The sequence below is a fragment of the Pseudothauera rhizosphaerae genome, from assembly GCF_004801305.1.
GTDB classification, from domain to species: domain Bacteria; phylum Pseudomonadota; class Gammaproteobacteria; order Burkholderiales; family Rhodocyclaceae; genus Pseudothauera; species Pseudothauera rhizosphaerae.
The window spans coordinates 22572-37234 of the sequence record NZ_SSOD01000004.1 but is presented as its reverse complement, the minus strand read 5'-3'; the positions used below and the strand labels follow the sequence as shown (position 1 = coordinate 37234).

14 protein-coding genes are annotated in these 14663 nt (G+C 68.1%); all 14 read right to left on the bottom strand.

Features of this window, described 5'->3' with window-relative positions; genetic code table 11:
- Window positions 1-41: 41 nt before the first annotated feature.
- Window positions 42-1256, bottom strand: a complete 1215-nt coding sequence (gene trpB / locus E6O51_RS05800; RefSeq protein ID WP_136384038.1) for a tryptophan synthase subunit beta — start codon at window positions 1254-1256, stop codon at window positions 42-44.
- Window positions 1243-1866, bottom strand: a complete 624-nt coding sequence (locus tag E6O51_RS05795; protein WP_136384037.1) for a phosphoribosylanthranilate isomerase — start codon at window positions 1864-1866, stop codon at window positions 1243-1245. Before E6O51_RS05795 ends, trpB begins: the two co-directional genes overlap by 14 nt.
- A complete protein-coding gene (gene truA, locus E6O51_RS05790; RefSeq protein WP_136384036.1) occupies window positions 1867-2661 on the bottom strand; it encodes a tRNA pseudouridine(38-40) synthase TruA in 795 nt (264 codons plus the stop codon). It lies immediately after the preceding gene.
- Window positions 2658-3251 (bottom strand): CbiQ family ECF transporter T component, encoded by a 594-nt coding sequence (locus E6O51_RS05785; RefSeq protein ID WP_136384035.1) that lies wholly within the window; start codon window positions 3249-3251, stop codon window positions 2658-2660. Before E6O51_RS05785 ends, truA begins: the two co-directional genes overlap by 4 nt.
- A gap of 83 nt (window positions 3252-3334) precedes the next feature.
- Window positions 3335-6370: a FimV/HubP family polar landmark protein gene (locus E6O51_RS05780; RefSeq protein WP_136384034.1), complete on the bottom strand. Its 3036-nt coding sequence runs from the start codon at window positions 6368-6370 to the stop codon at window positions 3335-3337.
- A gap of 202 nt (window positions 6371-6572) precedes the next feature.
- Window positions 6573-7706, bottom strand: a complete 1134-nt coding sequence (asd, locus tag E6O51_RS05775) for an aspartate-semialdehyde dehydrogenase (protein ID WP_136384033.1) — start codon at window positions 7704-7706, stop codon at window positions 6573-6575.
- 35 nt (window positions 7707-7741) lie between these two features.
- Complete coding sequence (gene leuB / locus E6O51_RS05770) at window positions 7742-8794, bottom strand: 3-isopropylmalate dehydrogenase (protein ID WP_136384032.1); 1053 nt, start codon at window positions 8792-8794, stop codon at window positions 7742-7744.
- Window positions 8795-8822: 28 nt separating this feature from the next.
- Complete coding sequence (gene leuD / locus E6O51_RS05765; RefSeq protein ID WP_136384031.1) at window positions 8823-9461, bottom strand: 3-isopropylmalate dehydratase small subunit; 639 nt, start codon at window positions 9459-9461, stop codon at window positions 8823-8825.
- On the bottom strand, window positions 9461-9589 hold the full coding sequence (locus E6O51_RS05760) for an entericidin A/B family lipoprotein (RefSeq protein WP_136384030.1): 129 nt from the start codon (window positions 9587-9589) through the stop codon (window positions 9461-9463). The genes leuD and E6O51_RS05760 overlap by 1 nt, the downstream gene beginning before the upstream one ends.
- A 23-nt stretch (window positions 9590-9612) precedes the next feature.
- Window positions 9613-11022 carry a 3-isopropylmalate dehydratase large subunit gene (gene leuC, locus E6O51_RS05755; RefSeq protein WP_136384029.1) on the bottom strand — a complete coding sequence of 470 codons (1410 nt, stop codon included), beginning with the start codon at window positions 11020-11022 and terminating at the stop codon, window positions 9613-9615.
- A gap of 82 nt (window positions 11023-11104) precedes the next feature.
- Entirely contained in the window at window positions 11105-11923 is an 819-nt protein-coding gene (locus E6O51_RS05750) for a M48 family metallopeptidase (RefSeq protein WP_136384028.1), read from the bottom strand.
- Between the two features lie 11 nt (window positions 11924-11934).
- A complete protein-coding gene (locus tag E6O51_RS05745) occupies window positions 11935-13092 on the bottom strand; it encodes an MFS transporter (RefSeq protein WP_136384027.1) in 1158 nt (385 codons plus the stop codon).
- A gap of 22 nt (window positions 13093-13114) precedes the next feature.
- Window positions 13115-14245 (bottom strand): chorismate synthase, encoded by a 1131-nt coding sequence (gene aroC, locus E6O51_RS05740; protein WP_136384026.1) that lies wholly within the window; start codon window positions 14243-14245, stop codon window positions 13115-13117.
- Between the two features lie 103 nt (window positions 14246-14348).
- Window positions 14349-14663: an acetolactate synthase small subunit gene (gene ilvN, locus E6O51_RS05735; RefSeq protein ID WP_136384025.1), complete on the bottom strand. Its 315-nt coding sequence runs from the start codon at window positions 14661-14663 to the stop codon at window positions 14349-14351.

Here is a 14663-nt window from a genome sequence, read left to right as displayed (position 1 = left end):
TCTACGTGTGGCGGGGCGCGGAACGGTACGCCCCGGCGGGATCAGAAATGGATGCCGGAACGCTCGGCGACGGTATGCATGTCCTTGTCGCCGCGCCCGGAGAGATTGACCAGCAGTATCTTGTCGCGCGCAAGCTGAGGCGCGAGCTTGGCCGCGTAGGCCAGCGCGTGGGAGGATTCCAGCGCCGGGATGATGCCCTCGCAGCGGCACAGATCGTGAAAGGCCTGCAGCGCCTCGGCGTCGGTGATGCCCACGTATTCGGCGCGTCCGCTGTCCTTCAGCCAGGCGTGCTCGGGGCCGACGCCGGGATAGTCCAGTCCGGCCGAGATCGAATGGGTTTCGATGATCTGCCCGTCCTCGTCCTGCATCAGATAGGTGCGGTTGCCGTGCAGCACGCCCACTCTGGCGTTGGCAGTCAGCGGGGCGGCATGGTGGCCGGTTTCTATCCCCTCCCCGGCGGCTTCGACTCCCACCAGACGCACGCCCTGTTCGCCGATGTAGGGATGGAAGATGCCGATGGCGTTGGAGCCGCCGCCCACGCAGGCGATCACGTAATCGGGCTGGCGGCCGGTCAGCTCGGGCATCTGGACCTTGCACTCCTTGCCGATCACGGTCTGGAAATCACGCACCAGCACCGGATAGGGGTGGGGGCCGGCCACCGTGCCGATGATGTAGAAGGTGTTGCCGACGTTGGTGACCCAGTCGCGCATGGCCTCGTTCATCGCATCCTTGAGCGTCCTGGAGCCGGATTCCACCGGCACCACGGTGGCGCCCAGGAGCTTCATGCGATAGACGTTGGCAGCCTGGCGTTTCACATCCTCCGAACCCATGTACACCACGCATTCCATGCCGTAGCGCGCCGCCACGGTGGCAGTGGCCACGCCGTGCTGGCCGGCGCCGGTTTCGGCGATCACGCGCGGCTTGCCCATGCGGCGTGCCAGCAGGGCCTGGCCGATACAGTTGTTCACCTTGTGCGCGCCGGTGTGGTTGAGGTCCTCGCGCTTCAAGTAGATCTGCGCCCCGCCGAACTTCTCGGACAGGCGGCGGGCGTGGTAGATCGGGCTGGGGCGGCCGACGTAGTGCTTCAGTTCGTACTCGAACTCGGCCACGAAGGCCGGGTCGCGCTGGCACTCCGCATAGGCCTGGCGCAGTTCGTCGAGGGCGGGGATCAGCGTCTCGGCGACGAACACGCCGCCGTAAGGGCCGAAATGGCCGCTGGCGTCGGGGAACTGGTAAGGCGTGTCAGCCATCTGCATTGCGAACTCCGGCGATGAAGGCGGTGATCAGGCGGGCGTCCTTGATGCCCTTGGCGGACTCGACGCCGCTGGACACGTCCACCGCCCAGGGGCGCACGCGCCGCACGGCCTCGCCGACGTTGTCCGGCGTGAGGCCGCCGGACAGCACCAGCGGACGCGCAAAACCCCGCGGGATCAGCGCCCAGTCGAAAACCTCGCCCGCACCCCCATAGCCATCCACGAAGGCGTCGACGAGTATGCCGCGCGCCCCCGGATGGGAAGCCGAGAATTCTATCAGATCGATTCCCGGACGCATGCGCGCCGCCTTGATCCACGGACGGCCGTAGCGCGCGCACTCGGCCTCGCCCTCCTCGCCGTGGAACTGCAGCAGTTGCAGCGGCACCGCGTCGAGCACGCCGCGCACCCAGGCTTCGTCCGCATTGACGAACAGGCCCACCGCAGTGACGAAGGGCGGCAGCAGCGCCGCCAGCGCCGCCGCCTGGTCCACCGCCACGTGGCGCGGGCTGGGTGGATAGAAGACGAAGCCGACCGCGTCCGCCCCCGCATCGACTGCGGCGAGTACGTCTTCCGGCCTAGTCAGGCCGCAGATCTTGATTCGCGTTCGGGACATTCAGATGAGGGGGATGCGGGGCAGCGCGATGATACGCCCATCCCCCGGCAGCGGCCAGTGCGGGGGGTAGTCCACACCGCACAGGTAGAGGCCGTCCGGCGCGAAGGTGGGTGCCGCCAGGCGGCGGTCGCGGCTGGCCAGCAATTCGGCCAGCCATTCGACCGGGTAGCGCCCCTTGCCGACGTAGCACAGCGCACCGACCAGGTTGCGGATCATGTGGTGCAGGAAGCCGTCGGCATGGAAATCGAACACGATGAACTCGCCGTCGCGGTGCACGCTCGCCTCGTCCACCTTGCGCACGGGCGTCTTCGCCTGGCAGCCGGCGGCGCGGAAGGCGCTGAAATCGTGCCGCCCGAGCAGGCAGCGGGCGGCCTCGGCCATCGCCCCGGCGTCGAGCGGGGGATGGAACCAGCCCACCCGGCCGGCGAGCAGGGCCGGACGCACCGGTGCGTTGTGCAGGATGTAGCGGTAGCGCCGCCCGCAGGCCAGATAGCGGGCATGGAAGCTTTCGTCCACCTCGACCGCCCAGCGCACCGCGACCGCATCCGGCAGCAGGGCGTTGATGCCCCGCACCCAGGCCGTGAGCGGCCGGACGCTGGATGTGTCGAAATGCACGACCTGCGCGGTGGCATGCACGCCGGCGTCGGTGCGCCCCGCGCAATGGGTGCGCACCGGGTGGGCACACACCTGGGCCAGCGCGGCCTCCAGCGCGTCCTGCACGCCGCCGCCGCCGCGCTGGCTCTGCCAGCCGCGAAAGGCATTGCCGGCATACTCGACGCCCAGCGCTATTCTCATCTCGCGTACCACCAGGCCAGCGTCAGCAGCGCCGTGACGAGCAGCACCCGCTCCACCGTGCCGAGCCTCTCACGCTGCAGGTGCAGGGTTTCCGCAGGGGCCTCCACCTCGTCGTCCAGCCAGTGCCGCCAGCCGCGGCCCTGGGGATCATCCACGTAGCGCAGCACCAGCAGCATGCGCACCGCGACGCGTTCCGACGACAGGCCCACCAGCGCGAACGGCCTGCTCAGCGCGTACAGGCCGCCGACGAGACGGTCGGTGGACAGCTTCTGCAGCAGGATGGCGACGCAGAACACCACCGCCACCAGCCTGCCGGCGTGCTCGAGCGCCAGCAGCAATCCCTCGCGGCTGGGGCTCAGCGCCGGCCAGTCGGCCAGCACCGCCTCGCCCGGCGTGAAGCCGGCGAACAGCACGACGATGGCGACGAGCAGGATGCGCACCCGGCGCAGCAGGCGCAGAGTGCGCGCACGCGCCACCCACAGTGCGATCGCGGCCAGGACGGCAACCACGGCCACCAGCAGATCGGGGCGCAGAAACTGCAGCGCACCGACCACCGCGATCCAGAGCAGAATCAGAAAACCCGCGTGCATCGCACCAACCCGCCGCAGTCCCGAAACGGCACCGGGCGGGGAACGCCCCGCCCGGTGCCTGATACTTCGCGCAACCCCGAGGATCAGTCGAGCCGGCTCAATACCTGGCGGGCCGATGCCTGCTGCTCGGCGCTGCCTTCACGCAGCACCTCCTCCAGCAGTTCGCGCGCGCCTTCCTTGTCGCCCATTTCCTCGTAGGCACGGGCCAGTTCCAGCTTGGTATCGACTTCCTGGCCCGCACCGCCTTCAGCCGCGGCGGCCGGCTCCGCACCGGCCTTCTCGGCTGCCGCGGGTTCGAGGTTCAGGTCGATGCTGGACAGATCCATCGCCGGAGGTTCGCCGGCAGCCGGCGTCGCGGGCGCATCGATCTCGAAATCGAAGTCGAGCAGGCTGTTGTCGAAACTCGTCTTCTCCAGGTCGATGACCCCCTCGTCTTCCTGCTCGCCGCCGGCGCCGTAGGTGCCGGAAGATTCGATGACCGTGGCGGAAAGGTCGAAGGACTGCGGCGCCTCGGGAGATTCGAGATCGACGACGGCCTCGTTGCGCTTCGTCTGGCCGTAGGTACCGAGCGATTCGACGACGGTGGCGGTCGCGTCGAACTCTTCGGAGGCACCGGTCTCCAGCGCCTGGACCACCGAGGCTTCCCCGATCCCGCCCAGCCGCTCGATGTCGGCGGGGCTGCCGACCACGGTCGCGGTGACCGAGGGAACCTCGCCGCCCGCTGCCGGCAGGTCGGTATCGAAGTCGAGCACCAGGTCGTTGCCGGCGACAGCCGGTTCGCCCTCGGCAGCAGGCGCAGGCGTTTCGGACGCATCGCCGAAGCCGAGATCGAAATCGAGCACGTTCGTATCCACCGCCTCGCCTGCCGGCTCGGCAGGTGCCGCGGCATCGGTGCCGCCGAACGGCGACAGGCCGCCCGGCATGGCCCAGGTGTCCTTCATCTGCGCGGCGGTGGCAGCACCGGCTTCAGGCAGATCGAGCACATTCGCCGCCTGCCCGGCCGCCTCGTCGAGGGCCGCCGCGGCGGACTCCAGCGTCTGTTCGGCCACGTCGGGCAGTTCGAAATCGAGCGCGCCCGCGGATTCATCCGCAGCCGGCAGCGCTTCGGCTTCGCTCTCCTCCGCGAGGCCGGCCACCACCGCGGCCGCCGCCGCAGCGTTCGCGGCCGCGCTGGAGCGGACCTTCTCGCCCTGTTCGGTGATCGGTGCGGACGAATCGCCGCCGAGATAGAGCGGATTCTCGGGATCGATATCACGGCCGAGCGCAGCCGCCTTCGCCCATTCCGGACCTTCCCCGCCGGTGCGGGCATAGAGCTCGGCGGCCGTGGTCTCGAACTGCTTCAGGCTCTTGCGCGCAGCATAGACTTCCAGCAGCTTGAGGTAGATCGCGATACGGGAAGGATCGGCCTTGAGCGCATCGACGAGGATTTCCTCCGCCTGCGCATCGCGCCCATAAGCCATATAGACGTCGGCTTCGGCAACCGGGTCGACCCCTTCGTCGGTGTCGATCGAGGACAGGCCGGTCTGGCTGAAATCCGTCTGCAGGACGCTGCTGTTGCTGGTGTCGACGCTCTGCCCGCCGGTCACGCCGAACACGGAATTCGGCCCCGTGGGCGCCTCGGACATCAGGCCGATGGTCGGGCTCGCCCCTTCGTTTTCCTTGCGCCGCCGGCTCACTTTGTAGCCGGCGTAGCCGAGCAGCAACGCGAGGACACCGCCGCCCGCGGCGAGCGTCAGGGGATCACCCAGCAATTCGTCGACGAAGCTCGGCTGCGGCTCGGGCGCGGGCGGCACCACCGGTTTGCGCGCCGGTTTGGGTGCGGCTTCGACCGGCTTGGGCGCGGGCTCGGCCGGTTTCGGCGCCACTTCGGCGGCGACCTGCACCGGTGCCGGTTCGGCGGCCGGAACCGCCGGTGCGGCTTCGGCCGCAGGTTTCGACTCGGCTTCGGCCGCGGGCGCCGGTTCGGCTGGCGCGGCCCCGGGTGCGGCGGCAGGTGCAGCCGGCGCTTCGGCCGGCGGCGCGCCGGTGCCGGTTTGTTGCTGAAGCTGGGCGAGTTGCTCGCTCTTGAGTTCGATCAGTTTCTGCAGGTCGCGAATGCTGCGTTCGAGCTCGCCGAGCCGCTCGTTGGCTTCGGTCAGAGCACGGTCGCGGGCGACCAGGTCTTCTTCGAGCGCGCGCAGCCGTTCGTCGCGGGCACCATCGCTTCCGCCTGCGGCGTCAGCATCCGCCGCGCGCGAAACCTGCACGCGGTCGGTGGCGGCGGCTTCGGTCGGAGTCTCTTCCACTCGCGGCGTGATGCGCCCGGCGGCGGCCTGCGCGGCCTCGTCGGCCGGCTCGCTCACCGTGGTCGCAGCGCCTGCGAGACGCTTCCGGTAGGCGTCGAAATCGGCTGCCTGGGCAACGACCTCGCGACGCGCCTCGGCCGGCGCGATCTCGCCGATCTGCTCGGCCGGCGGAATGCGCAGCACCGCCCCCGCACGCAGGCGGTTGATGTTGCCGTCGTGGAAAGCCGCGGGGTTCGCCCGCAGCAGGGCGATCAGCATTTGATCCAGAGTGGTGTCGGCCGGGCGGTGGGTATCGGCGATGCGCTGCAGGGTATCGCCACGCTGCACCGTGTAGCTGTCGGCACCGGCGGACGGGCCGGCTTGCGCCGGGCGCAGCGGAGGCACCGGCGCCGCGGCGACGCTCGGCTGCGTGACCGGCGCGGCCAGCGGGCGAGCCGGGGCCAAATCCACCGGATCGAGCAGGAAGGTGTATTCGCGCGTCAGTTTGCCGGACGCCCAGTTGAACTCGACCAGCAGATCGATGAAGGGCTCATTGACCGGCCGCTCGCTGGTGATCCGCAGCACCGGCCGGGAGCCGGAACTATCCACGCTGAGCCGCAGCCCGGTGAGCGTGGCAGAGTATGTGATGTTCGCCTGGCGGAATGCATCGGGTGACGCGACCTTCGCCGACAGGGTCTGCAGCTCCTGCGCCGTCGCGGACAACGGCACCTCGGCGCGCAAGGGCTGACCGAGGCCGCTGCGAACGTTGATCGGCCCCGCTCCGAGCGCGAATGCGCTGGACGGGATGGATGCAATCGCGGTCGCGATCAGGGATGCCTTGAAAAAAGTTTTCATCGTTCTCTGCGCGTTCCCTTGCCTGAGCCAAGCAGTAAAGGACATAGCTTCATGGACTTGGGCTAGCAATCTAGCATCTTCTTTAACTTTGCGCAGCAATTGTTTAATCGGCAAGAGTAAAGAACAAGCTAGGCCCTTTGGGTTAGTGTCGGCCGCGACAGCACGGGCGAAAGCCGGTCCGCCCTCGCCCGCGGCCGGACGCTCAGCGCTCCAGCAGGATGCGCAACATGCGGCGCAGCGGCTCCGCCGCGCCCCACAGCAACTGGTCGCCCACGGTGAAGGCGCCCAGATATTCGGGCCCCATGGCCAGCTTGTGCAGGCGGCCGACCGGAACGGAGAGCGTGCCGGTGACGGCGGCCGGCGACAGTTCGCGCTCGGTGATCTCGCGTTCGTTCGGCACCACCTTCACCCAGTCGTTGGCGGTGGCGATGATCTGGGTAACCTCGTCCAGCGGCACATCCTTCTTCAGCTTGATGGTCAGGCCCTGGGAGTGGCAGCGCATGGCGCCGATGCGCACGCACAGGCCGTCGATGGGGATGCTGCCCGCGCTGCGGAAGGCCGGCTTGCCGAGGATCTTGTTGCATTCGGCGCCGCCCTTCCATTCTTCCTTGCTCTGGCCGTGCTCCACCGGCACGTCGATCCACGGGATCAGGCTGCCGGCAAGCGGGGTGTTGCGGAAGTTCTTCTTCGGGAAGGATTCAGAACGGATGGTTTCGGCCACCCTGCGGTCGATGTCGAGGATGGCCGAAGCCGGATCGGCCAGCAGGTCGGCCACCGAACCGTGGATGGCGCCCATCTGCGCGATCAGTTCGCGCATGTTCTGCGCACCGGCGCCGGAGGCGGCCTGGTAGGTCATGGCGGAAACCCATTCCACCAGGTCGTGCTTGAACAGGCCACCCAGGCCCATCAGCATCAGCGACACGGTGCAGTTGCCGCCGATCCAGTTCCTGCCGCCCCTGGCGAGCGCATCCTGGATGACGTGCCGGTTGACCGGGTCGAGGACGATCACCGCGTCGTCGGCCATGCGCAGCGCGGAGGCCGCGTCGATCCAGTGGCCGTTCCAGCCCGCCGCGCGCAGCTTCGGATACACCTCCTTGGTGTAGTCGCCGCCCTGACAGGTAACGATGATGTCGCAGGCCTTGAGCGCGTCGATGTTCGTCGCGTCCTGCAGCGGGGCGTTCGCTTCCTTGCCGCCGAAGGACGGCGCCTTGCCGCCGGCGTTGGACGTGGAGAAATACACCGGGTCGATGTGGGCGAAATCGCCCTCTTCCACCATGCGCTGCATCAGCACGGAACCGACCATGCCGCGCCAGCCGACCAGACCAACCTTGCTCATTGCTCTTCCTTTCGAACCAGACCTGTAACCGAAGCTTACAACGCCGCCAGCACGGCGTCGCCCATTTCCCGGGTGCCGACCCTTTTCGTGCCCGGCTCGAAGATGTCGCCGGTGCGATAACCCTGCGCCAGCACCTTCTTCACCGCGCCCTCGACGCGCTGGGCGGCCTCTTCCTGCGCGAAGGTGTAGCGCAGCAGCATCGCCGCCGACAGGATGGTGGCGAGCGGGTTGGCCACGCCCTTGCCGGCGATGTCCGGCGCCGAGCCGTGGGAGGGTTCGTACAGACCCTTGTTGTTCTCGTCCAGGGAGGCCGAGGGCAGCATGCCAATGGAGCCGGTGAGCATGGAGGCTTCGTCCGACAGGATGTCGCCGAACATGTTGCCGGTGACCATCACGTCGAACTGCTTGGGGGCGCGCACGAGCTGCATCGCGGCGTTGTCCACCAGCATGTGGGTGAGTTCCACGTCCGGGTATTCCGGCGCCAGTTCGTTGGCCACGTCGCGCCACAATTGCGTCGTTTCCAGCACGTTCATCTTGTCCACCGAGCAGAGCTTGCGGTTGCGCTTGCGGGCGGCCTCGAAGGCCACGCGCAGGATGCGGCGGATTTCCGACTCGGTGTAGTGCATGGTGTTGAAGCCGTAACGCTCGCCGTTGCGCACTTCGATGCCGCGGGGCTGGCCGAAGTAAATGTCGCCGGTCAGCTCGCGCACGATCAGGATATCCAGGCCGGCGACGATCTCGGGCTTCAGCGAGGACGCATTCGCCAGTTCCGGGTACAGGATGGCCGGGCGCAGGTTGGCGAACAGGCCGAGTTCCTTGCGGATGCCCAGCAGGCCCCGCTCCGGGCGCTGCTCACGGGGCAGCGTGTCCCACTTGGGGCCGCCCACGGCGCCCAGCAGCACCGCGTCGGCTTCGCGCGCAAGCTTCGAAGTGGCCTCCGGATAGGGACTGCCGGTGGCGTCCACCGCGCTGCCGCCCAGCAGGGCCTCTTCCAGCTCGAACTTCAGGTCCAGCGCACGCAGCACGCGCACGGCCTCGGCCGTGATCTCGGGGCCGATGCCGTCACCGGGCAGAACGCAAATCTTCATCCACTCTCTCCTGGGCGCCCGACAACGGTCAGGCGAAGTAATACGGGTGCTCGGTGCGCCGCTTCGCTTCGAAGGCGCGGATCTCGTCGTCGTGGCGCAGGGTCAGGCCGATGTCGTCCCAGCCGTTGAGCAGGCACTCCTTGCGGAAGGGGTCCACGTCGAAAGGGATCGCCTTGCCATCCGGGCGGGTGATGGTCTGGGCGGCCAGATCCACCTTCAAGCGGTAGCCTTCGGTGGCCTCGCACTGGGCGAACAATACGTCCAGTTCGGCCGCGTCCAGCTTGATCGGCAGCAGGCCGTTCTTGAAGCTGTTGTTGAAGAAGATGTCGGCGAAGCTGGGCGCGATGATGACGCGGAAGCCATAGTCTTCCAGCGCCCACGGCGCATGCTCCCGCGAGCTGCCGCAGCCGAAGTTGTCGCGGGCGAGCAGTATCTGCGCGCCCTGGTAGCGCGGCTGGTTGAGCACGAAGTCCGGGTTCTTGGGCCGGTTCGTGCAGTCCTGGCCGGGCTGGCCCACGTCCAGGTAGCGCCACTCGTCGAACAGGTTGGGGCCGAAGCCGCTGCGCTTGATCGACTTGAGGAACTGCTTGGGGATGATCGCGTCGGTGTCCACGTTGGCGCGGTCGATCGGCGCGACGAGCCCGTCGAAGGTCTGGAAGGGCTTCATCACTTCACCGCCTTCTGGATGGCTTCGCCACCTTTCTCGATATCCTTGCCCAGGCCGTGCACGGTGTTGCAACCGGCCAGCAGCACGCCGGCCATGATCACGGCAAACAATGAAATCAGCTTTTTCATGCTTCTCTCCGTAGTCGAACGGCTCAGGCGAGCTCGCGCACGTCGGCGAAATGTCCGGTGACCGCGGCGGCGGCGGCCATCGCCGGGCTCACCAGATGGGTGCGCCCGCCAGCGCCCTGTCGGCCCTCGAAGTTCCGGTTGGAAGTGGAGGCGCAGCGCTCGCCCGGCTCCAGGCGGTCGGCGTTCATCGCCAGGCACATGGAACAGCCCGGCTCGCGCCATTCGAAGCCGGCCTCGAGGAACACCTTGTCCAGCCCCTCGGCCTCGGCCTGATGCTTGACCAGGCCGGACCCCGGCACCACCAGCACGCGCTTGACGCTTGCGGCCTTGCGGCGCCCCTTGGCCACCGCGGCGGCCTCGCGCAGATCCTCGATGCGCGAGTTGGTACACGAGCCGATGAAAACCTGGTCCACGGCGATCTCGGTGATTGCCGTATTCGGTGCGAGGCCCATGTACTTGAGTGCCCGCTCGGCGCCCTCGCGCTTGACCGGGTCGGCGAACTGGGCCGGGTCCGGTACGCGGCCGTCCACGGTGGTGACCATCTCGGGCGACGTGCCCCAGGTCACCTGCGGTGCGATGGTGGCTGCATCGATCTCCACGATCTTGTCGAACTGGGCGCCTTCGTCGGACTTTAGGGTGCGCCAGTAGGCCGCCGCCTTGTCCCACAGTTCGCCCTTGGGCGCGAAGGGCTTGTCCCGCAGGTAGGCGATGGTGGTCTCGTCCACCGCCACCAGGCCGGCGCGCGCACCGGCCTCGATGGCCATGTTGCACACGGTCATGCGGCCTTCCATGGACAGGGAGCGGATGGCGCTGCCGCCGAACTCGATGGCGTAGCCGGTACCGCCGGCGGTGCCGATGCGGCCGATCACGGCCAGCACCACGTCCTTGGCGGTGACGCCGCGGCCCAGTTGCCCTTCCACCTTGACCAGCATGGTCTTCGACTTCTTCTGCAGCAGGCACTGGGTGGCGAGCACGTGCTCCACCTCGGAGGTGCCGATGCCGTGCGCCAGACAGGCGAAGGCGCCGTGGGTGGAGGTGTGGGAATCGCCGCACACCACGGTCATGCCCGGCAGCGTGGTACCGTTTTCCGGCCCGATGACGTGGATGATGCCCTGGCGCTCGTTCTTGAACGGGAAGTAGGCCAGCGAGCCCACTTCGCGGATGTTGGCGTCCAGCGTCTCCACCTGCTGGCGCGACACCGGGTCGGTGATGCCTTCGTCCCAGTGGTCGGTGGGCGTGTTGTGGTCGGCGGTGGCGACGATGGAGGAGATGCGCCAGGGCTTGCGGCCGGCCAGCTTGAGGCCTTCGAAGGCCTGCGGGCTGGTGACCTCGTGTACGAGGTGGCGATCGATATAGATCAGCGCCGTGCCGTCGGCCTCCTGGTGAACGACGTGACTCGACCAGAGCTTTTCGTACAGCGTTTGGGGTGCCATCCGTTGACTTCCGCGCAAATGGAAAAGGTTTTGATTATTTCACAGCGGCCGGGTGCCTGAACAGCCAGCCCGCCCCGGTTCGCTAGCGCCCGCCCGCCTGACGGTACAGGGGCATCACGCGCTCCGCATACTCGGCCAGATCGCGCTGGCGGCTGGTGTGGGAGGGGTGGGTGGACAGCCATTCGGGCGGTGCCCCCGACGACTTGCTGGCCATCTTGTTCCACAGCGTGACCGCCGCCCGCGGATCGTAACCGGCGCGCGCGGCCAGTTCGACGCCGATGCGGTCGGCCTCGGTCTCGTGCAGGCGCGAATTGGGCAGTTCGAAGGTGACCTTGGCCACCTGCCCCATCAGGCTCTGCCCCGCATCGCCCACGCCGAACAGCGCGCCCGCCACGGAAATGCCGATGTTCGTGGCCATGGACTTGGAGATGCGCTCGCGCGCGTGTTCGCGCAGCGCATGGGCAATCTCGTGCCCCAGCACCGCGGCGATTTCGTCGTCGGTGAGTTTCAACTGGTCGATGAGCCCGGTGTAGATCGCCATCTTGCCGCCGGCCATGCACCAGGCGTTGAGCTGGTCGGAACTGAGCACGGCGACCTCCCATTGCCAGCGCGTCGCGTCGCTGCGGAACACGCCGCTCTGGGCGGCAAGCCGGTTCACGATGCGCTGCACGCGCTGCACCGTCGCCGGGTCGCGGTTGAGCGCGTTCTGCTTGCGCGCCTCGGCGATGATCTGCTGGTACTGCTGGGCCGAGGCCTGCTCCACCTCCTGCGCGGACACCATCATCATCTGCCCGCGGTCCACCCCCACCGCGCCGCCGCCGGTGGTCTGCACCGTCTGGCAGGCCACCGCCACCATGGCCGCGAGCACGGCCGGGAAGGCGTTTCGAAACAAAGATCCCATGGATCGTCTCCTCACTCGTGTACTTCCGTTCCGGGCACACCCTGCCGCCAGCCTCTGAGCAGCCAGACGAAGCCGGCCAGCGCGAATGCCGAACCCAGCGTGTAGGTCCACGCCGGGCCTATGGTGTCCCAGGTGAAACCGCTCAGCAAACCGCCCACCATGCCGCCCGCGCCGAAGGACAGGCTGCCGTACAGCGCCTGCCCTCTGGCTTGGAGCCTGCCCGGAAACCAGAGGTTCACCGCCGCGATGGCGGCGGCGTGATAGGCGCCGAAGGTGGCGCCGTGCAGCAACTGGGCGAACACCAGCACCGGCAGGCTGCCCACGCCCCAGCCGATGAGCACGAAGCGCAGTATGGCGGCGGCGAAGGCGAACAGCAGGATGGCGCGCAGCGTAAAACGCTTCGCCAGGCGGGGCATGAACAGGAACACGGCGATCTCCGCCAGCACGCCCAGCGTCCACATCCACCCGACCAGCGCCTTGCCGTAGCCGTTGTCGACAAGATAGATGGAATAGAAAACGTACAGCGCACCGTGGGCGGCGGACATGAAGAAACAGGCGCCGAGCAGCGCCCGCACTTCGGGGCGGCGCAGCGTCTCGCGCAGGCTGGCGCCGTTGCGCTGCACGGCGGCATGGGTCGCCTCCGGCACGCCCAGCGCGCAGAGCATGATGCCGGCCAGGATCAGGGCCGTCATCCACAGCACGGATGCGATCGGCAGATGGTCCAGGGCATGGCCCATGCCGAGCACCGCGACGACGAAGCCCACCGAACCCCACAGGCGGATGTTGCCGTAGCGGTGGCTGTCGCGCCCCAGGTGGCGGAAGGTGACGCTTTCGATCAGCGGCAGCGCGGCGCTCCAGAAGAAGGCCATCAGCGCCATGCCGGCGAAGATGCCGGTGAACTCCGTGGTGAAGAAGAACACCGAGAAGCCGGCCAGGCTGGCCACGGCGGAGAAGCGCAGGATGGACACCGGCACGCCGAGGTGCTCGGCCAGCCAGCTCCACAGGTTGGGCGCGAGGATGCGCATGACCTGCATCAGCGACATCAGGATGGCGATGTCGGTGGCGGAGAACCGCAGCGACTGCAGGTAGAGCGTGAAATACGGCGAGAACGCGCCGACGAAGCCGAAATAGAAGAAGTAATAGGCCGACAGGCGCCAGTAAGGCAGCATGGCGCGCGAGAAGCCGCGCGCCTCAGGCGCGCGGGCTGGGCACGGCCTGCACGCCGCCCGGCGCCAGTCCGGCAACCTTCGGCGTGGCGGTGGCCACGTCGCCGCACTGGGCACGGTGGCGCAGGGCGTGGTCGATCAGCACCAGCGCCAGCATGGCCTCGGCGATGGGCGTGGCACGGATGCCCACGCAGGGATCGTGGCGGCCGTGGGTGTTGACGATGGCCGGATGGCCCTGCTTGTCGATGGAACGGCGGTCCAGGCGGATGCTGGAGGTGGGCTTGATCGCCATGCTCACCAGGATGTCCTGGCCGGTGGAAATGCCGCCCAGCACGCCACCGGCGTTGTTGGACAGGAAGCCCTCCGGCGTCAGTTCGTCGCCGTGTTCGCTGCCGCGCTGGGCGATGCTGGCGAAACCGGCGCCGATCTCCACGCCCTTGACCGCGTTGATGCCCATCATGGCCCAGGCGATGTCCGCGTCCAGGCGGCCGTACACCGGCTCGCCCCAGCCCACCGGCACGCCGCTCGCTGCCACGCTGATGCGCGCGCCGATGGAATCGCCGGACTTGCGCAGCTCGTCCATGTAGGTTTCCAGTTGCGGCACGATGGCGGCATTGGGGGCGAAGAAGGGGTTGTCGATCTCGTCCCAGGATACGAAGGGAATCTCGATGCTGCCGAGTTGGGCCATCCAGCCGCGGATCACGATGCCGTAGCGCTCGGCGAGCCACTTCCTGGCGATGGCGCCGGCCGCCACGCGCACCGCGGTCTCCCGCGCGGACGAGCGCCCGCCGCCGCGGTAGTCGCGGATGCCGTATTTCTGCCAGTAGGGGTAATCGGCGTGCCCCGGGCGGAAAGTATCGGCGATGTTGCCGTAGTCCTTCGAACGCTGGTCCTGGTTGCGGATCAGGAGCGCGATCGGGGTGCCGGTGGTGATGCCCTCGAACACGCCGGAGAGGATCTCCACCTCGTCCGGCTCGCGGCGCTGGGTGACGTGGCGGGAGGTGCCCGGCTTGCGCCGGTCGAGCTCGATCTGGATGTCCGCCGCACTGAGCGCCAGCCCCGGCGGGCAGCCATCCACCACGCAGCCGATGGCCGGGCCGTGGGATTCGCCGAAGGAGGTGACGGCAAACAGCGTACCGAGGGTGTTGCCGGACATCGCGGACTCGTGTTCAGGAATGCGGGCGGAAGGCGGGGAGTTTAGCACAGCGCTCCCCCGCTCCCGGGGCCCGGCACGCCTGCCCTGAGCGAAGCCGAAGGGCTCAGTGGAAGAAGTCCTCCAGGCGTTCGAAGACCTCGTGCCCGGCACTGTGGCGGCGCACCGCCAGCACGTCCTGCAGCTTCTCGAGCTGGCGGACCATCTGCTCCAGGCGCTGGTCCTCGAACACCAGCAGCCAGATGCGGCTGCGCTTGCCGTCGGAGACCGGCATGCACAGGATGCCTTCCACGTTGAACGCGCGCCGGGCGAAGAGATTGCAGATGTGGCTCATGACGCCGGGGTGGTTGTTGACGTCGATCTCCAGGATCACCTTGGCGAAGCCGGACTGCTGCAGGGGTTCTGCGACCTGTTCGATCAT